At 63.7% G+C, this 19,052-nt stretch carries 19 protein-coding genes and 1 riboswitch; of the genes, 13 read left to right on the plus strand and 6 right to left on the minus strand.

All coding sequences use genetic code 11. The features are described 5' to 3' along the window. Positions 1–37: 37 nt before the first annotated feature. Positions 38–1,954, minus strand: a complete 1,917-nt coding sequence (locus tag AC07ZH_RS07160) for a TonB-dependent receptor domain-containing protein (RefSeq protein WP_495199142.1) — start codon at positions 1,952–1,954, stop codon at positions 38–40. A 79-nt stretch (positions 1,955–2,033) separates the two neighbouring features. After that, positions 2,034–2,273: riboswitch (cobalamin riboswitch) on the minus strand. A 146-nt stretch (positions 2,274–2,419) separates the two neighbouring features. Between AC07ZH_RS07160 and AC07ZH_RS07165 the strand changes: the two genes are divergently transcribed. The 3 genes from AC07ZH_RS07165 (at position 2,420) to AC07ZH_RS07175 (ending at position 4,120) form a co-directional block, all read left to right on the plus strand. Continuing rightward, a complete protein-coding gene (locus AC07ZH_RS07165; protein WP_119108539.1) occupies positions 2,420–2,632 on the plus strand; it encodes a DUF904 domain-containing protein in 213 nt (70 codons plus the stop codon). 8 nt (positions 2,633–2,640) lie between these two features. After that, complete coding sequence (locus AC07ZH_RS07170; RefSeq protein ID WP_495199143.1) at positions 2,641–2,994, plus strand: cell division protein ZapA; 354 nt, start codon at positions 2,641–2,643, stop codon at positions 2,992–2,994. Positions 2,995–3,298: 304 nt separating this feature from the next. After that, positions 3,299–4,120: a sulfite exporter TauE/SafE family protein gene (locus AC07ZH_RS07175; protein WP_495199144.1), complete on the plus strand. Its 822-nt coding sequence runs from the start codon at positions 3,299–3,301 to the stop codon at positions 4,118–4,120. Here AC07ZH_RS07175 and AC07ZH_RS07180 read toward each other — a convergent pair. The 4 genes from AC07ZH_RS07180 to hemN form a co-directional block, all read right to left on the minus strand. Beyond that, positions 4,087–6,528 (minus strand): putative bifunctional diguanylate cyclase/phosphodiesterase, encoded by a 2,442-nt coding sequence (locus tag AC07ZH_RS07180; protein WP_495199145.1) that lies wholly within the window; start codon positions 6,526–6,528, stop codon positions 4,087–4,089. The two genes, AC07ZH_RS07175 and AC07ZH_RS07180, sit on opposite strands and share 34 nt — an antisense overlap. Then, positions 6,525–7,811: an HD-GYP domain-containing protein gene (locus AC07ZH_RS07185; protein WP_495199146.1), complete on the minus strand. Its 1,287-nt coding sequence runs from the start codon at positions 7,809–7,811 to the stop codon at positions 6,525–6,527. Before AC07ZH_RS07185 ends, AC07ZH_RS07180 begins: the two co-directional genes overlap by 4 nt. A 118-nt stretch (positions 7,812–7,929) precedes the next feature. Then, on the minus strand, positions 7,930–8,664 hold the full coding sequence (locus tag AC07ZH_RS07190; protein WP_495199147.1) for a sulfite exporter TauE/SafE family protein: 735 nt from the start codon (positions 8,662–8,664) through the stop codon (positions 7,930–7,932). Position 8,665: 1 nt separating this feature from the next. After that, complete coding sequence (gene hemN / locus AC07ZH_RS07195) at positions 8,666–10,048, minus strand: oxygen-independent coproporphyrinogen III oxidase (protein ID WP_495199148.1); 1,383 nt, start codon at positions 10,046–10,048, stop codon at positions 8,666–8,668. Positions 10,049–10,171: 123 nt separating this feature from the next. Here hemN and fnr point away from each other — a divergent pair, with 123 nt between their 5' ends. The 10 genes from fnr (at position 10,172) to hemP (ending at position 18,429) form a co-directional block, all read left to right on the plus strand. Next, complete coding sequence (gene fnr / locus AC07ZH_RS07200) at positions 10,172–10,981, plus strand: fumarate/nitrate reduction transcriptional regulator Fnr (protein WP_245960481.1); 810 nt, start codon at positions 10,172–10,174, stop codon at positions 10,979–10,981. A 139-nt stretch (positions 10,982–11,120) separates the two neighbouring features. Beyond that, positions 11,121–11,432, plus strand: coding sequence for an SWIB/MDM2 domain-containing protein (locus tag AC07ZH_RS07205; protein WP_119107853.1), 312 nt, complete (start codon positions 11,121–11,123; stop codon positions 11,430–11,432). A 328-nt stretch (positions 11,433–11,760) separates the two neighbouring features. Beyond that, entirely contained in the window at positions 11,761–13,884 is a 2,124-nt protein-coding gene (locus AC07ZH_RS07210) for a TonB-dependent receptor (protein WP_495199168.1), read from the plus strand. 15 nt (positions 13,885–13,899) lie between these two features. After that, the gene (locus tag AC07ZH_RS07215) at positions 13,900–14,589 is read left to right on the plus strand and encodes a Fe2+-dependent dioxygenase (protein WP_495199149.1); all 690 of its coding nucleotides are present in this window, start codon (positions 13,900–13,902) and stop codon (positions 14,587–14,589) included. A gap of 69 nt (positions 14,590–14,658) precedes the next feature. Beyond that, entirely contained in the window at positions 14,659–15,807 is a 1,149-nt protein-coding gene (locus AC07ZH_RS07220) for an alpha-hydroxy acid oxidase (protein WP_495199150.1), read from the plus strand. Positions 15,808–15,881: 74 nt separating this feature from the next. Then, entirely contained in the window at positions 15,882–16,124 is a 243-nt protein-coding gene (locus tag AC07ZH_RS07225) for a (2Fe-2S)-binding protein (protein ID WP_495199151.1), read from the plus strand. Between the two features lie 138 nt (positions 16,125–16,262). Further along, complete coding sequence (locus tag AC07ZH_RS07230) at positions 16,263–16,967, plus strand: energy transducer TonB (protein WP_495199152.1); 705 nt, start codon at positions 16,263–16,265, stop codon at positions 16,965–16,967. Between the two features lie 23 nt (positions 16,968–16,990). Beyond that, positions 16,991–17,707 (plus strand): MotA/TolQ/ExbB proton channel family protein, encoded by a 717-nt coding sequence (locus tag AC07ZH_RS07235; protein WP_495199153.1) that lies wholly within the window; start codon positions 16,991–16,993, stop codon positions 17,705–17,707. A gap of 2 nt (positions 17,708–17,709) precedes the next feature. After that, entirely contained in the window at positions 17,710–18,120 is a 411-nt protein-coding gene (locus AC07ZH_RS07240; protein WP_495199154.1) for an ExbD/TolR family protein, read from the plus strand. 75 nt (positions 18,121–18,195) lie between these two features. Beyond that, positions 18,196–18,429 (plus strand): hemin uptake protein HemP, encoded by a 234-nt coding sequence (gene hemP / locus AC07ZH_RS07245; RefSeq protein ID WP_199665396.1) that lies wholly within the window; start codon positions 18,196–18,198, stop codon positions 18,427–18,429. Positions 18,430–18,566: 137 nt separating this feature from the next. On the opposite strand, the gene AC07ZH_RS07250 is transcribed toward hemP, so the two are convergent. After that, positions 18,567–18,971 carry a GlcG/HbpS family heme-binding protein gene (locus AC07ZH_RS07250; RefSeq protein ID WP_119107859.1) on the minus strand — a complete coding sequence of 135 codons (405 nt, stop codon included), beginning with the start codon at positions 18,969–18,971 and terminating at the stop codon, positions 18,567–18,569. Positions 18,972–19,052: the final 81 nt, after the last annotated feature.

The following is a 19,052-nucleotide window of genomic DNA, read 5'->3' on the forward strand; positions in this document are numbered from 1 at the left end:
GAAGGGGGAAGGCGCGAAGCGCCACAGGGGGTTGAGCTCACAATGGCTCCCACTTCAGGCCGATATAGAGCTGGCGCCCGCCGGTGGCGTAGGTGCCTGCGGTTTCGTAGTTTTTGTCGGCCGCGTTGTCGATGCGGGCCAGCAGCGTGTAGTCGCGGGCGATGCGGGTGCTGGCGACCAGGTTGAACAGCGTGTAGCCGCCCAGCACCTTGGTATTGGCCGCGTTGTCAAAGCGGCGGCCCGAGGCCTGCATTTCCGCACCCAGGGTCCAGCCGGAAAGCACCGTGTCGGCGCCCAGCGTGGCGTGGCGCTTGGCGCGGCGGGCGAGTTGCTTGCCCGTATCGCGGTCGTGCGGGTCCTGGAAGTCCACCGAGCCGTGCAGTTGCACACCCGCGAGCTTGTAGGAGCCCGCCAGGGTGATGCCGCTGTACTCGGCGTTGCCGGTGTTGAGGTAGCAGCCAAATGCCTGGCCGCAGGTGCCGCCTGCGGCAAAGTTGATGAGGTTGGTCACGCGGTTGCGGTACGCCACGGCCGAGAAGGCGCTGGTGCCGCTGGCATAGCGCAGGCCCAGCTCGACGTTGCGGCTGGTCTCGGGTTGCAGCGAGGCGTCGCCGTACTGGCTGAAGCGCTGGTACAGCGTTGGCGCGCGGAACGCCGTGCCCGCCGACGCCGTGGCGCGCCAGCTTGGCGCAAAGGCGTAGCCATACGACAGGCTGCCGGTGCCCTTGCCGCCGAATTCGCTGTCGCTGTCGTGGCGCAGGTTGGCTTGCACTGTGTGTGCGCCGGTGTGGTAGCCATAGCCCAGGGCCAGCGCATCCTGCGAGCGGCCGCGCGAGAGGCCCACGCTGTAGGCGTCCAGCGCCGGGTTGTCCAGATGGTCTTCGCGGCGCTCGAGCGCGGCGCTCAGACGGTGCGCGCCCAGGCGCCACTCGTTTTGCCACAGGTAACCGCGCAGGTCCGTTTCGGTCAGGTAGAGGGACGGTGTGGTTGCGTAGCGGCTGGCCGAATCGCTTACCGAGACACGGGTGCTGTACACATCGCTCCACTGCGCGTCCCAATGCGCACCCACCGTCTGCAAGCGGTGTTGGTTGCGGTCGTCCACGGGCGCGGAGGGCAAGTAGCCATACGCGTCATAACCAGAATCAAGGCGACTGCTCAGGAGGCTGGCGCCGATCTTGTGCTGCGCGTTGACGCGGTAGTCCACACGCGCACTGCCACTGGTGCTGTGATAGCCGTCGTCATCCGGGTTGTGCACGCCGCTGGTCTTGCTGTCAAAGCCGCTGCTGCGCGCATGCGCCAGGCCCACGGCGTAGTCGAGTGCGCCATCCGGCCCGGCCGTGCCACTCACGCCAGCCTCGATCTTGCGCGTGCCCTGGTTGCCCAGGCCCACACCCACATAAGGCGCCGCCGGGCCTTCGCCCTTGCGCGTAAAGAGCTGGATGACGCCGCCAATGGCATCCGACCCATACACCGCAGCAGCCGGGCCGCGCAGCACTTCGATACGCTCGATTTGCGCGAGCGGAATCTGCTCCCACAGGACACCACCGGTGGATTGCGAGTCAACGCGCACACCATCGATATAGACGGCCGTAAAGCGCTGCTCAGCGCCGCGCAGGTACACGCTGGCCGCATTGCCTAAACCTCCGTTGCGCGTCATCTCGACGCCGGGCAGTCGCGCCAGCACGTCGGCGATACCCGTCGCACCGCTGGACTCGATCGTCTCGCGGTCCACGATGGAGACGTCGGCCACCAGATCTGACAGAGGCTGCTCAGTGCGCGTGGCCGTGACAACGGTTTCTTCGAGCTGCGGTGCACGCAGGTTCTGCGCGACCTGTATGGGGGCAGCCTGCTGCGCACGCGCCACTTGCATGGCCAACAAGGACAGCGCAGAAAAGACAGCGGGAGACAGGCACAGCGCAGCCGCACGGCGCACACGGGAAGAGCGATTTTTCATGGGGAACAAAGAAAACAGACAACCCGTGCCGGCTTCCCCGCCAGCGTATGGGTGAAACGGCCGCACCCACCGCAAGGCGTGCGCAACCACCGTGTTGGCCGGTATCCGGGCTGGCGGCGCGCCTTTCACGGCCTTCCCAGGCGCTTGTTCAAGGCGCCCAGTGGCACTGGGTGTGAAAGGTGAATCGAAAGATTCGGCCGCTGACCGTTGCGGGGGCAGCGCAGGCTCGGCGGCACCGTGGACGGCACCCTCCTCCCTGCTTCCCGTTGAACTGCGACGTGCGAACCACGGCGCGAGCACCAACGGGTAGAGTTTACGACATGGTGCCCCCTCTGTTGCTTGCCTCGAACACGGCCGAAGGCCTTGGGACGCCCATCCCATCTGCAGAACTCCTCGGGCACAGATTTCTAGACGCCGACAAAGCGTATTTCGGAGCGCACCGCCTACAATTGTTCGGCTATGTCCATGGACTCTTCGTCACCCTTCGATCGGATTGCCAAACGCGTAGAGCAACTGCTCGTGCGCCACGAGCAGTCTGAACGCACCATCGCCCTTCTGACGGACCAGGTTGCCACGCTGACGCAGGAGCGCGATTCGCTGCGCTCACGTTTGCAGGCCGCGCGCGCCCGTGTGGATGCCCTGATTGAACGCCTGCCCCCGCCGCCTGCAGAAGAATAGGACGCGCCATGAAACAGCTGGAAGTGCAAATCATGCAGCAGAGCTACCTGCTCGGTTGCCCCGAGGGACGCGAAGCGCGCCTGCTCGACGCCGTGGAGCGCGTGGACACCGCCATGACCGCCATCCGCGACGCCGGCAAGGTGCGCGCCCGCGAGCGTATTGCGGTATTGGCCGCGCTCAATCTGGCGTTTGATCTTGCCGACCGCGAGGCCGCTGAATTGGCTCATTCCTCGGCATCTGCTGCGCCGTCGCAGCAAGCCGATTCGTCCGAAAGTGCACCCCCCCCCAGCGACAGCGAACGCCTTGAAGCCCTGGTCAAGCGCCTGGACGACGCGCTCGGCGCAGACGGACGGCTTTTCTGAAACCTTGTGCATCCGTGCGACGCCGGTGCCGTGCCAAGCCTACAATCAAGCGGTCTGCGGTGCTGTCGGGTTGTAATTCCTTGAACCAATGCTCATAGAGCCCGGGCTTGGTACATTGCTTGGTGAGCGTGATCATCTCGCGTCAGATGAACCCAACGTCAGGCTGCCCTCGCCCACCTGAACCCCCGGTTCAGGATGCCGGCTCGGCGGCATCCGCAGACACCTATGCCTTGAGCCACCAAGCGTTGCGACCCGCCCCAGGCAGCGCAAGTCTGGCGCCCTCCTCGCTTCATTTCCTCCTGTGATGATGTCCATTTCGCTCACCCTTTTGGCTGGTTTGGCCGTGCTCGGCCTGTTCACAGGGTTTCTCGCAGGCCTGTTGGGCATTGGCGGCGGCATGCTGCTGGTGCCTTTTCTTACCTACATCATTGGCCTGCAAGGCGTTGCCCCCGGTCTTGCCGTGAAGATGGCGATTGCAACGTCCATGGCCACCATCATGTTCACCTCACTCTCCAGCATGCGTGCCCACCACAGGCGCGGCGCGGTGCGCTGGGACATTGCACAGCGCCTGGCGCCAGGCATTGTGATGGGCGGTCTGGCCGCCAGTCTGGGCATGTTTTCGCTGTTGCGTGGTTCAGTCCTGGCCATCGTCTTCGCCATTTTTGTGAGTTTCTCCGCGCTGCAGATGCTGCGCGGAACCAAGCCTGCAGCCAGCAGGCAGCTCCCCGGAACCGCTGGACAGCTCGCCGCTGGCGGCAGCATCGGCTTTCTCTCGGGTCTGGTGGGCGCCGGGGGCGGCTTTGTCAGCGTTCCTTTCATGACCTGGTGCAACGTGCCCATCCACAGCGCTGTGGCTACCAGCGCGGCGCTCGGTTTTCCGATTGCGGCGGTCAACGTGCTCGGATACGTGCTGGCCGGCCGCTCGGAGGCAGGGCTTCCACCTGCTGCATTGGGTTACGTCTGGCTACCCGCACTGGCGGCGGTGGCCCTGTGCAGCGTGCTCACCGCACCGCTAGGCGCCCGGGTGGCACACCAGTTGCCCGTGGCGCAGCTCAAGCGCGTGTTTGCCAGCCTGCTGTTCGGCCTGGCAGCCTACATGCTCTGGAAGGGACTCAGGGCGGGCTGAGCCGAAGCCAGCCACTGCTCGAAATCGGGGGCGGTCATGGCCGCAGCACACAGGTATCCCTGGTAGTGGCTGCAATGCATGGATTGCAGGCTACTGCGCTGCGCCTGGGTTTCCACACCCTCGGCCACCACCGTGAATTTGAGCGCCTGGCCCAAGTGCACGATGGCACTGACAATGGCGCAGTCGCCCTCGTCGTCCGGCAGGCCGCGTACAAAAGATTGGTCGATCTTGAGCTTATCGATGGGCAGGTTTTTAAGATACGCCAAGCTTGAATACCCAGTACCAAAATCATCAATCGCCAGTGCAATGCCAAGGTCTGCAAGTGCATGCAGGCGCTGTGCTGCTTCCTGGGCATCTTGAAGCAGCATCGATTCGGTGAGCTCCAGTTCGAGACAGTGAGCGGGCAAGCGATGCTCCTGCAACAACTTGGCGATACGTTCGACAAAATCCGCCTGCCTGAGCTCGAGCGCCGACACATTGACCGACACCACAAGCGACAAGCCGGCGCGTGCCCAGTGGGCCGCCTGCATCACGGACTGCTCCAGGACCCAGGCGCCGAGTGTGACGATGTAGCCCGTATCTTCGGCCAGGGGAATAAAGGTGGCGGGGGACACCACGCCCATTTCTTCATCCGTCCAGCGCAGCAGCGCCTCCACACCGACGATGCGGCCCGAGCCCATCTCCACCTGGGGCTGGTAGTGCACCTGCATGGCGTGGCGGCCAAGGGCTTGGCGCATCGCGTGTTCGAGCTTCATGCGAGCCAACAGGTTGGCATTCATCTGCGGCTGATAGAAGCCGAAATTGCCTCGCCCGCGCTCCTTGACGCGGTACATCGCCGAGTCCGCCTGTTTGATCAGTTCGTCCAGCGACATACCATCCTGCGGATACAGCGCAACACCGATACTGCACTGGATGGAAAAGCTCATGCCATCGAGCGAATAGGGCAGCAACATCTCCTGCAACATGCGCCGCGCCACGTTTTCCGCGGCAGCGCTGTCGCTGGCGTGGATATAGGCGACAAATTCGTCCCCGCCCAGACGGCACAACATGTCGGTCTGGCGCAGGCAAATCTGCAGCCGCGCGGCAACGAGGCGCAGCACCCGGTCCCCAAACGCATGCCCCAGCGAATCGTTGATGATCTTGAAGCGGTCCAGATCCAGCACGAGGATGGCAAATCCGGCCTGCCCTGGCCGTGCGCCGCGCAATGCCGACTCGACGCGCTGCGACAGCTGCAGGCGATTGGGCAGGCCGGTGAGCACATCGCTGTAGGCCAGTTCGTCAATGCGCTTGCGTGCCGCATGGTGCTGCGTGAGGTCACGCACAAAACCGATACTTTGCCCGATGTTGCCAGCCGCATCGCGCAGCGCCACCCAGGCCAATTGCACAGCGCAGTCGTCATGCGAGGCGCGTGGCAAGGTCAGTTCACCCTCCCACACCAAGTTGTTCTGCCAGGCGAGCTGCACTTGCTCCATGAAAGCCGGCCCGCCCGATGTGCCAAACAGGCCCGCTGCCAGGCGGCCCAGGATGCCGGCGATGGGAATGCCCATGAGCCGCTCGAACTGAGGGTTGACCTGGGTGACTACCTGCCTTGCATCAGCAACAAAAATGGCATACGGGCTTGCCTCAAAGGTCAGCGACGCGATGCGCAGTGCGGCCTCCGACTGCGTTTGTTCGGTGATATCCCGAAACGAGTACACCCGCCCCGTCACACTGCCATGGCTGAGTTGCGGAACGCAGCGCCGCTCCACGATCTGGCCGCCGTGCAGTTCCAAAACGTCACGCGAGGGCGTTGCCGGGTCGCGCGCTATCTCATTGAGTCGGTCCTGGTACGGTCCGGGCGCCATGACCCGACTCGCGAGATAGGCATGCAGTGCTGCATCGTCGCGGCGCAATAACAGCGCCTGCGGAAGGTGCCAAATGCTGACCAGACGGTGGTTGAATGCACGAATGTGTCCGTCGAGGCCGCAGACCAGAATGCCATCGGCGACGGAATCCAATGTGGCGCGCAGCTCTGCCAAGAGGCGTTCGAGCTCTCGCTCAGCGCGCTGGCGCTCGCTCAAATCAAGCATGGTCACCAACATCGAACCAAGGCCGGGAGCCATGGTCAGCGGCGTGACACGGCGCATGACGGGCACCAGTTCGCCATCGGCGCGCAACACCACGGTCATCGATTCAATGCCGTCGGCCACCACCTGCCTGGTATCGGTCCAGAACAGATGATCCTGCGGCGTTGCAGCAAAGCGCTCGACTGAGGCGCCTTGCAATTCCTCACGAGGCAGCCCCAGCAAGCTCGCGGCACTGGGATTGGCAAACACGATGTTGCGTGCGCTTGCGTCCACCACCCAGACGGCCTCTTGCAGGTCGTCAAATGCGTTGTGCCATGACGGATCGATGGCGGTTCGGCTCACGGCGTCGCTTTCATGCCTTGTGCATCGACCGCACGCTCGAAAAAGTAGCAGATGCGCTTGCGTGGCGAGAGATAGTCCAAGGCCTCGCGCGGCAGTTGGGTAGGTTTGAGGCTGCGGCGAATGCCCAGTTCAGGCACTGTTTCAAGATCCAGGATGAGTGCCTGCTCCTTGGGAATCGCCGGATCGTGCACGATCACGCGCGGTCGCAGCGGACGCGAAGAATTGACCGACACCACAATGGCATAGCGGTCGTTGACGAGTTGCACCACAGAGCCCGGCGGGTACACGCCCATCATGCGGATAAAGACGCCCAACACCTGAGAATCAAATTGCGTCTTGCATTTGGCAAAAATGACAGACAGCGCCTCATGGGGCGTAAGCGCCTCTACTCCATGCACCGGGTTGCACAAGCGGTCGTAGTAGTTGACCAGACCCACGATGCGCCCGGCATTTCCAATCGCCTCGCCGCGCAGCCCCATGGGGAAACCGCTGCCATCGACCATCTCGTGGTGCTGTGCAATGCCGTCCAGCACGGCTGCAGGCAACTCCATTCGCCGGCCTATGTCGATCGAATAGCCCACGTGCTTCTGATAGCCCAGCAGATCGCCCAACGCCATGTCCTTGGTGCGCACCCATTGGTGCGGGGGCATGCGCGACTTCCCGATGTCGTGCAGCAAAGCGACCAAGCCAATGGCGCGCAGATCCCCAGGGCCAGCCCCTTGCGCCTTGCCCAGCAGCAAGCTGAGCACCATGACATTCACAGGATGCAGCGCATTGCGTTCGCCTACCCCCTCAGACAACAACCGAATCACCGAGTCACCGTTGACCAAAAGCCCATCCACGCAACGGCCCACCAGGGCTTCGCTTTGGGCACGTGCGTCCAAAGGCTGCTTGTCCGCCACAGAACCCACGCGAAGACAAGTTCGGGTAGCGGCCAGAAACTGTTGGTCACAGGCTGAAAGCGCCGCGTGCTGCGCCAGCAATTGCAGCTTCAACTGCTCAGCCGCTTCATCGCGCACGTTGTGTTGCGCTTCCTCGGTCCCTGCCTGTGTCCGGTCATCGCTGCGCACTGGCTCAGTGGAAGAGCGGTGAAATTCTGGGTCGCTGCGGGCGGGCAGGTAACGCACGGTGGGCAGCCCCAGGCTCCGGACAGTGTCTATTTGTTCCTGCGAGGCAATGCGAAAACTACCCAGCGGAAATGGGTGCTGCATCCAGTTGAGATCCAACTGGATGAACATGCCAACGCGGAGTTGGTCAATGGGAATTTCAATGGAGGCGTTCACATAGTGCCTTCGCACATCCACGTGCAAAGTGGAAACTATTATCGGGTGACAAAACGCAAACGATTCGCGCATTTACTTGCAAATGCAGCTTCAACGCAACACTGATGCAGTATGTTTGCTATTGACAAATGAGCGAGGGGCGGATTATCAGGTCGTGCCACAGCGCCCAGGCTGCGATGCCGCACAGCAGCAGCCCGCCCAGTCGGGTACCCCAGTCGGCACGCAACCGGTTGGCACGCTGGCGCAGTGCCAGCCAAGCCCAAGGCCCAGCCAGCAGCCACAGGCCGCTACCCACGGCAAACATGGCCATAGTGACCGCCCCTTGCAGGGCGCCGCCGCTAAGCGCCGCCACAAGCAACGCCGAATACAGCAGACCACAGGGCATCAGCGCCCAGAGGAAACCTGTGGCGAATACCCCACCAGGGGCGTCCACCAGAGGCCGCACGCGTCCCCACACGGATCGCCCTGCCGCCTCGACCCAGGCGGGCTGGCGCGCCAGCAGAAGCATCATCAGCCCCCAGGCCAGCACCGCGACGTGCATGAGAGTCCAGACCTGACGAAAGGCAGACGCCTGCTGCGTCACCCAGGCAAAACTCTGCATCGCAAATGCAATCAGCGCGCCCGCGCTGGCATAGCCACACAGCCGCCCCAGGTGGTAGGCCATCAGGCGCCTGCGGGCGCCGCGCGGGCTTTGCCAATGCAACGGCTGAACGTCGGCGCTTGCCATTGAGGCGGTGCCGGCCGGTAAGGTCGGGCGCGTCACGGCACTGCATGGCGCTGCGCACATGACCAGGCAGTGGGAGCCTCCGACGAGGCCCATCGCCAACGCTGTCCAGGCCAGCGAGCCGAGCACGTCAGATGATGCGCGAGAAGCGCGCGCGGTTGCGATCGGACTGCAGGTAACGGTCGAACACCATGGCAATGCCGCGCACGAAATACCAGCCCATCGACGTGACTTCAACGCCGTCGGGCTTCAAGGCGACCAAGCCCTGCTGCTCCATTTCGACAAGCTGCTCCAGCTCGCGTGCGAAATATTGGCGAAAGTCGATCAGCCAGGACTGCTCAACCGATTCGATGTTCAAGGCGCCTTGGCACATGATGGCCATGATCACCGCGCGGCGCACCAGGTCGTCCCGCGAAAGCGCCAAGCCGCGCACGATGGGCAAATGCCCCTGGTTAAGCCGGTCGTAGTAATCCTCAAGCGTCTTGGCATTCTGGCTGTAGGTCGCCCCCACCCGTCCAATGGCCGACACCCCGAGCCCGATAAGGTCGCAATCGGGCTGTGTGCTGTAGCCCTGGAAGTTGCGGTGCAGGCGCCCTTGCCGCTTGGCAACGGCCAGCGCATCTTCGGGAAGGGCGAAATGGTCCATTCCCACGTACACATAGCCAGCGTCCGTCAGGGCATCGAGCGAGCGCGAGAGCATGGAAACCTTGGCCGACCCCATGGGAAGATCGGCCCAAACAATGCGTCGCTGTGGCTTGAACCGCTCAGGCAGGTGCGCATAGGCATACAAGGCAATGCGGTCCGGGCGCAATTCCTTGATCTGCTCCAGCGTACGGTCGAAGGACTCAGGAGTCTGCTTGGGCAGGCCATAGATCAGATCGACGTTGACGGAATCAAAACCAATGGTGCGCGCAGCCTCCACCAGGGCGAACACCTGCTCGGCCGGCTGGATGCGGTGCACCGCCTTTTGCACGTCTGGATCGAAGTCCTGCACGCCAAAGCTCAGGCGATTGAAGCCCAGTTCCGCCAGCACCTTGAGCCGCCCGGCGTCTACGGTGCGCGGATCCACTTCAATGGAATATTCGCCCCCCGACACCAGCGTGAAGCTGCGCCGCAGCATGTCCATCAGCTCGCGCAATCCGTCATCGGACAAAAACGTGGGTGTGCCGCCACCCAGATGCAACTGGCTCACGATCGCGCCGGTGCCGCAATGCTGGGTATGCAGGTCGATCTCTCGGCTCAGGTAGCGCAGGTAGACGTCGGCACGGTCGTGGTGCTTGGTGATGATCTTGTTGCAGGCGCAGTAGTAGCACAGCGACTCGCAAAACGGGATGTGCACGTAGATGGACAAAGGCATGGCCTTTGCTGCGCTGCCCAGATGGCGCTGCTTCAAGGCCAGCACATAGTCGTCCTCGCCAAATGCCTCGACAAACCGGTCGGCCGTCGGGTACGAGGTGTAGCGCGGTCCGGAAACATCGAAACGGGTCAGCAATTCTGGCGTGGCAACGGTCATGGATTCTCCTGGAGAGGCGCTACTGTGCCCCACAGTAGAACGCAGCTTCTTGACCATAATCAAGAATGGACGGCGCCCCTTGGGGTTTGAAGGTACAGACTGCAATAGTTCATAATTTGATGTATGTCAGCATCCAGCACACCCACGGCTCGGCAACCCGCTGCGGCAAAAGCCTTGCCGACAAGCGATATTGCGCACATTCCCATCCAGGACGCATCGTCAACCTTCCGCGTTGCCTGTTCCAACTGCAATCTGCGTGAGCTCTGTCTGCCCGTGGGACTGTCGAGCGAGCAAATGGAGCGCGTGGATGATGTGGTGGCGGTGCGGCGCAAAATCAAGCGCGGCGGCATGCTGTTTCGCAACGGCGAGGCATTCACATCGCTCTACGCGATTCGCACGGGTTTTTTCAAGACCTGCGTGGCCACCGAAGATGGGCGCGATCAGGTGACGGGTTTTCAGATGGCGGGCGAGATCATCGGGCTCGATGGCATCGTCAACGACCACCACAGCTGCGATGCCGTGGCCTTGGAGGACGCCGAAGTGTGCGTCATGCCGTTTGACCGTATCGAAGAGATTTCGCGTGAAGTCACCGCCTTGCAGCACCATGTGCACAAGATCATGAGCCGCGAAATCGTACGCGAGCATGGCGTCATGCTGCTTTTGGGCAGCATGCGCGCGGAAGAGCGTCTCGCCGCCTTCCTGCTGAACCTGGTGCAGCGCCTGCATGCGCGCGGTTTTTCACAAAGCGAGCTGGTGCTGCGCATGACGCGGGAGGAGATCGGCAGCTACCTCGGCCTGAAGCTGGAAACCGTGAGCCGCACCTTCTCGAAGTTTGTCGAAGAAGGCATTGTCGAAGTCAAGCAGCGCCATGTGCGCATACAGGACCCCGAGGCGCTCAAGCGCATCGTCAACAGCCAGCAGGAATTCCGATAACCGTCCCCGGCGCTACACACAGACGCAAAAAAACCCTGTCTGCGCTTGGAAACCCGTTTTTTTGCCATTAGCATCCCTCTGCCAGTGGAGAAACAGGTTTTCGCTGGTCCATCGAACACCCAACCAGGAAAAAACCAACATGGCAACTGCAAAAAAAGCCCCGGCCGCTGCCGGCGCCAAGACGGCCGCTCCCGCAAAGAAGCGCACCCCCAACGCCGCCTTCATGAAGGCCCTCACGCCCAGCCCGGCCTTGGCTGCCGTCGTAGGCGCTGCACCGCTGCCCCGCACCGAAATCATCAGCAAGCTGTGGGTCTACATCAAGGCGCACAACCTGCAGGACGCCGCCAACAAGCGCATGATCAATGCCGACGCCAAGCTCAAGGAAGTGTTCGGCAAACCGCAAGTCTCGATGTTCGAAATGGCGGGCCTCATCGGCAAGCACGTGAAATAAGGCGCTTTGCGTTCACACTCAGGCCGGCTTTTGCCGGCTTTTTCACGCCATGCGCACCAATGCTGTTGGAAATCAGCATCATTGTTAACGCGAATAAATCTCATTTGATTTAGAATAATACTCTGTCACGAGGCACAGCCACGGTTTTCCCAGCCACTGCTTCTTGCGCCTGATGGGCCCACGCCCACCAAGACCCAAGACCCAAGTCCACAGCAACCGGAGAACCCTTTTGGCCCACGCTCGCACACCGCGCCCCCCTTCCCAACCCGCCTCGACGGCACCTTCAACGGCAGGCGCCGACAAGGCCTTGATTCCGCTGGGGGCCTTGATGCTGCTGGCAACCTGCAGCGGCTGGGCGCAAACCGCGCCCACGACCGGCGCGCAGCTCCCCACCGTCACCGTCAAGGGCAGCGCAGACATCCAGAACAAAGACACGCTCAAGCCCGCCACCACCACCATCGGCAAAGGCAAACAGGCCCTGCGCGACATTCCGCAGAGCGTGACCGTATTCACCGAGCGGCTCATGACCGACCGCAACCAGGACGACTTTCGCGACGTGCTGCGCAGCACGGCAGGCGTCACCTTCCAGGCGGGCGAGACCGGCGAGGAAGACATCCGCCTGCGCGGGTTCTCGCTTGGTCAGGCCGGCGACATTTATGTGGATGGCATGAAGGACGCCCCGCTCTACGAGCGCGACACCTTCAACAACGACAGCGTCGAGGTGCTCAAGGGCTCGGCCTCCATGCTGTTTGGCAAAGGCTCGACCGGCGGCGTGGTCAACCAGGTCAATAAGATGCCGCTGCTGATGGACCAGCACGAAATCAGCTACACGCTGGGCACCGGCCAGGAAAACCGGCTGACGGGGGACTTCAACTTTCTCACGGGCGAGAACGCCGCCTTTCGCCTCAACGCACTGGTGCACGACGAAAAGAACTACGGCGCCAAACAGCGCAAGCTCGGCATCGCCCCCACCTACAGCTGGGGCATTGGCACGCGCGATGAGTTCTCGGTGGGCCTTTATTCGCTCGGCATCAAGGGGCGGCCACTTTACAACCACCCGTGGTTCCTCAACGACGGCAAGCTGGTGCCTTCACTGCCGGCGCGCAACTACTACGGACTGGCCAGCGACAAGCTCGACACCTCGGCGCAGTACGTCACGCTGGCGCACACGCACCGGTTTGACGACAACGGCGAACTCAAGACGCGCCTGCGCCACGGCCGCTACGAGCGCGACTTGCTGGCCAGCGCCGTGCGCTTCGCCGCCGGCACCACGCAGGACAACCTGAGCGACAGCACCGTGATCACCCGCTCGCCCAAAGGGCGCCTGGGCATCAGCGAGCTGACGCAACTGCAAAGCGACTACACCAACACCTTCAACTGGGGCGGCCGCAAGCACGCGCTGATCGCTGGCGTGGACCTTTACCACGACGATGCCAAGCGCGACCAGCGCTACACCGGCACGGGCAGCATGCCCGACACCACCGTGGGCACGCCCGACGACGGCGCCGTACGCCCGACGCCGCGCGGCGAGCCGACGTTCAACACCTTCGACGCGAGCAACGTCGGCTTGTATGCGCAGGACACCGTGTCAGTGACCGACACCGTCAAGCTCCTCGGCGGCCTGCGCTACGACGACTTCAAGGCTTCGTACCACACGCCTACGGCGCTGTCGAATCAGCGCTCGGACGGCCTCTGGAGTCCGCGCGTCGGCATCATCTACCAGCCGAACGACAGCAGCTCGTACTACGCTTCCTACGGCACCTCCTACAACACCTCGGGCGACACCTACCAGTTTGGTCTGAGTGTCAATAACAGTACGGCACGCGCCTCCAACACGCCACCCGAGAAGAGCCGCAATTTCGAGATCGGCGGCAAGTTCGACCTGTGGGGCAAGCGGGCACTGCTCGGCGTCGCGGCCTTCTACAGCGAGAAATACAACGAGCGCAACACCGATCCGGATTCGGCCGCTACCCAGGAACTTCTCTCAGGCAAGCGCCACGCCGCAGGCATGGAATTCAACCTGGCCGGCCGCATCACGCCCAAATGGGAAGTGTTCTTCAACCACACCTGGATTCCCAGCGCCAGGATTGACGAGAGCAACGTAGCGCTTGCAGCCGGCGGCGGTGGCGCCCAAGTGAAGGGCGACCGGCCGGGCCTGACACCACGCCACAGCGGCAGCCTCTGGACCACCTATGCCGTGGCGCCGCAGTGGCGCCTCGGCGCGGGCGTGAACTACCGTGGCGAGCAGAACCCGGACGGCCAGCGCTCGGTCACGGCCGGCAGTTTTGCCGTGGTGGACGCCATGGTGGAATACACCGTGAACGACAAGACCAGCCTCAAGCTCAACGTCACCAATCTCACCAACAAGCTCTATGCCGACACGCTGTACCGCGGCTTCTACGCCCCAGGCGCCGCCCGCAGCGCACAGCTGACGGTCAAGACGCGCTTCTAAGGAAGCCTGCAGGCCATGTTTTTGCACCTCAAGAACCTGCTCATGGCAGAAGAAGTCGCGCAAATGCGTGGCCTGCTGGGGGACGACGCGCCCTGGGTGGACGGGCGCACCAGCGCCGGCACCCAGGCGCTGGCGCACAAGCGCAACCAGCAGTTGGCGCAAACCAGCGAGGCGGCCAGCACCCTGCGCCCCCTCGTGCTGGCCGCCTTGCAGCGAGACCCCCTGTTCTTCTCCGCTGCGCTGCCGCGCAAAATTTTCAACCCGCTGTTCAACCGCTACAGCGGCGACACCAACTTCTACGGCGCCCACGTTGACGGCGCCGTGCTGCGCTCCCAGGCCACGGGCGAATGGGTGCGCAGCGACCTCTCGTGCACCGTTTTTCTGAGCGATCCGCAGGAATACGACGGCGGCGAACTGCTGATCGCGCAGCCGGGGGGCGACCAGCGCATCAAGCTGCCGGCCGGCGACGCCATCCTCTACCCTGGCTCCACGGTGCATCAGGTGACGCCGGTGACGCGCGGCGCCCGCATCGCCAGCTTTTTCTGGGTGCAGAGCATGGTGCGCAGCACCGAGCAGCGCGAGTTGCTGTTCGCCATGGACATGGATTTGCTGCGCCTGCGCCAGCGTGTGGGTGAGAGCGACAGCGCTGTGGTGGGCCTCACGGGCACCTACCACAACCTGCTGCGCATGTGGGCGGACGCCTAGGCCTGCCACCCGAAATTGTTCTTATTTTGATAGCTGCTTGCGCAATACCCATAAGCGCTATAGGCCATTTTGACTCCAAATTCTCCTCGCACCCCGAAACAGGAGGCGCTGGCCCCCGACACGCTGACCCTGGCCGACCACGAACGCCATGCACGGGCGCGGCTGGACGCCAATGCCTGGGCCTATTTCAGCGGTGGCGCGGGGGACGAGCACACCCTCCACGCCAACCGCCAGGCCTGGGACAGCATCGCCTTGCTGCCGCGGGTGCTGCGCCCGCTGGCCGGTGGACACACCCGCTGCACGCTCCTCGGCCGTGAGCTGGCCCACCCGATCTTGCTGGCACCCGTGGCGTACCAGTGCCTGGCGCACCCGGACGGCGAAATCGCCACGGCCTGGGCGGCGGCGGCCCTTGGCGCCGGCATGGTGCTGAGCATGCAATCGAGCACCACGCTGGAAGCGGTGGCCTCAGCCATGGTCGGCGACCGGTCTGCCGGCCCGCTCTGGCTGCAGCTGTATCTGCAGCACGACCGCGCTCTGGTGCGTGAGCTGATTGCCCGCGCGGAGGCGGCCGGCTGCGAAGCGCTGGTACTCACCGTGGACGCACCGACCAGCGGCGTGCGCGACCGCGAGCGGCGCGCCGGTTTCGCACTGCCGCCCGGCATCCGCGCCGCCAACTTGAGCGCCATGGCAGCGCCGCCACCGATGCGCCTGGGCGCTGGCCAGAGTGCCCTGTTCGACGGCCTGCTCCAGCACGCCCCCACCTGGGACGACGTCGCCTGGCTGCAGGCGCAAACCCGTTTGCCGGTGCTGCTCAAAGGCGTGTTGCACCCAGAAGACGCGCGGCTTGCCGCCGCCCAGGGCATCGCCGGCCTGATCGTCTCCAACCACGGTGGCCGCACACTGGACACCGCGCTCAGCACTGCCAGCGCCCTGCCCCGCATTGCCGACGCCGTGGGCGGCGCACTGCCGCTGCTGGTCGATGGCGGCGTGCGACGGGGCACCGATGTGTTCAAGGCCCTGGCGCTGGGCGCCACAGCGGTGCTGGTCGGCCGCCCAGTGGTCTGGGGCCTGGCGCACGCCGGCGCAGCGGGCGTGGCCCACGTGCTGCGCGTGCTGCGCGACGAGTTGGAAGTGGCCATGGCGCTCACCGGTTGCGCCACGCTCGGCGGCATCAGCCGCGCGGCGCTGGCACCGGCACCCACAGCACCAGTCGTTTAAAAATTTGCTAATGCGACCGATTCGTATTTATAATAAACCACCTCAGCACCTTTCGGCCCCTGCGGCCTGTTGCCATGATCGTCTGCGTTTGCCGCCGAATTTCCGACCGCGAAATTGCCCGCCATGCCAAGGCTGGCATGGGTTTTGACGAAATTCAATGGGAGCTGGGCGTGGCCACCCAGTGCGGCCGGTGCGAGAATTGCGTCCGCGAGGTGGTTGCACAATGCGGCGCCGACAGCCCGGTGGCAGCCGTGCGCAATGAATCTCAGCTTGCCTGCGCCTGCGCGCAAGGCGGGACTTGCGCCTGCGCAGCCTGAGACTTGGGCATGCTGGCATTCGCGCTCTGCCTGTCGCTGGCCGCCGTAGGCCTGGCACTTTCCTGGATTTTTAGGCGCTGAATTGGTAGCAAAATTGGCTGCCAGAGCACGTACCGTGTGCGCTGGAAGCTATTCTTTTTGATGTCTTCTGATCATTTTTCACCCGCATCGCACAGCAAACGCAATGCCGCAGTCTTCGCCGGCATTGCCTTGGCGCATGGCGCTGCCTTGTGGGCGCTGCAAGCTGGGTTGAGCCACCAGCGGCCGATAGAAGTCATCGTTCCCGCAGTGCTGCTGAGCGAGTTCGTCGCACCGCCGGCACCTCCCGCCCCACCGCCGCCCAAGCCCGCAGCGCCACCGCCCGTTCCGGTGACCCAGCGCGTCAAACCTGTACCCAGACCCGCACCCGTTCGCGCACCAGAGCCCAGCCCGGCCCCCATCGCCAACGCGGCACCGGAGGCCCCCGTGGTGAGCACGCCTGCGCCGGCATCCGCGCCCGCTAATGCGCCGCCTGCGCCACCGGCGCCTCCCGCACCTTCGGCACCGCCGGCGCCACCCCGCATTGATCTGCCGTCGAGCAACGCGGCCTACCTGAACAATCCGGCTCCCGCCTACCCGTCGATCAGCAAGCGCATGGGCGAACAGGGCAAGGTGGTGCTGCGCGTGCTCATCAGCGCCGATGGGCGGCCGGAACAGGTGGAAATCAAGCAATCGAGCGGTTTTGACCGGCTGGACCGTCAGGCCCACGACACCGTTCTGCGCTGGCGCTTCGTACCGGGCAAGCGCAATGGCGTCGCCGAGGCCATGTGGTACCTCGTGCCGATCAACTTCGTTCTCGAATAATTAACGGATCTTCAGGAGTTTTCATGGAATCGCAATTCGGCTTGGCCAACCTCTGGAACCAGGGCGACCTGATCACGCGCGGCGTCGCGCTGCTGCTGCTGCTGATGTCCCTGGCCACCTGGGCTGTCATCGCCATCAAGGCGCTTGACATCGTGCGCTTCAAGCGCAACGCCCGTGCAGTTCAGACGTTCTGGCACAGCGACGATTTTGCGGCAGCACTCGCCACGCTGGGCACTGACCCGGCAAACCCGTTTCGCGCACTGGCTATCGAAGGGCGCGAGGCCACAGCGCACCACCGCAATACCAAGGGCCAGTTGCACGAGAGCCTGGATGTGAGCGACTGGGTCACCGGCAGCCTGCGCAACAGCATCGACGAATTCACGGCGCGCCTGCAATCGGGCCTGGCCATCCTCGCGTCGGTAGGCTCCACCGCCCCGTTCCTCGGGCTGTTCGGCACCGTCTGGGGCATTTACCATGCCTTGATCGCCATCGGCACCTCAGGCCAATCGACGATTGACAAGGTGGCCGGCCCCGTCGGCGAGGCCTTGATCATGACGGCGCTCGGCCTGGCCGTGGCCATTCCCGCCGTGCTCGGCTACAACGCGCTGGTGCGCGGCAACAAGCACATTCTGGTGCGCATGAACAGCTTCGCCCACGACCTGCACGCGTATTTCGTCACCGGTGCGCGCGTTTCAGGCGGCGACGCTGGCAAGGTGCTGCCGCTCAAAAAGGGAGTCTGAGCATGGCCTTCGGCACCCAGGACGACACCGACGAAGTGATGAACGAAATCAACATGACGCCGCTGGTCGACGTGATGCTGGTGCTGCTCATCATCTTCATCATCACGGTGCCTGTCATAAAGCACTCGGTCAGCGTCGATTTGCCGAAGGCGAGCGTGCAAGCCGAACAGGTCAAACCCGAAACCCTGCGCCTGTCGGTGCAGGCGGACGGCAGCTATGCGCTCGACGGCACGGCCCTCAGCGACGAGGCGCTGGAGCAGCGCCTGCAGGCGGCCGCTGCGCAGACGCCGCAGCCGGAACTGCACCTCAGCGGCGACAAGAATGTGCGCTACGAACGTGTGGCGCTGGCCCTGGCCGCGGCCCAGCGCGCCGGTGTGCGCAAGATCGGGTTTGTCACCGAGCCCAAGCCCTAGGACACGCGCTCCAATGCAGACAAAAAAATCGCACAAGGCATTGACCAAATGAATGCGAATCAATATCATTAGCGAATGCCAACATTGCAAACCCTTGCCGCCGAATCACCGGACTCCTGCGCCACCGCTACCCACAAGAACGATAGCGCCATGCGCCCGACGCCCGTGTGCAGCAACACCGCGCAGCCGTGCTTCACCTGGCAGAGCGCCGAACTGCTGCAAGGCAACAAACGCGTGCACATTGCGCACAACGGCGGTGTCTACCAATTGCAGGCCACACGGCAAGGCAAGCTCATCCTGACCAAATAGTTCCTGATCTCGTTTCATCGTGGGGCGACTCCAGTGCCATGGGGCACATGTCGTTGTTTGCCAGCCAGCGGGCCCTGCCCTTGTAGCCAGGCTTTTTTTCCCCCCACGCGGCAGCGTTGCGCTGCCAGTTGGCCGCTTCAGCCCAGCGCGGCAATACCTGCGCGGGCAATCTGCACGTCTTCGTTCGACTTCACGCCGCTCACGCCCACCGCGCCCAGACAGTTGCCGCCCTGCAGGATGGGCACGCCGCCTTCAAGCAGCGCCTCGGCGCCAGGAGCGCTCAGGAAGGACACGCGGCCGCCATTGACCATGTCTTCGTAGGTTTTGCTCTCGCGCCGCCCCAATGCCGCCGTGCGGGCCTTGCCGGGCGCAATGTGTGCCGAAAGCGGTGCCGCACCGTCCAGGCGCTGCAACCACAGCAGGTGGCCGCCCGCATCCACGATGGCAATCGTGACCGCCCAGCCGTTGGCCAGCGCCTCGGCTTCCGCGCCTGCCGCAATTTTGCGAATGTCGACGAGTTCAAGTTCGGTGGTGGTTTTCATGCAGACGTTCCTAAAAAGTAGCCGGGCCGAAAGAGCGAGGCCGAGGCGTTGGAGCATAGCGGGGCCTGCATGCGCAGGGAA

It is taken from the genome of Simplicispira sp. GW247-4R2A (assembly GCF_059424465.1).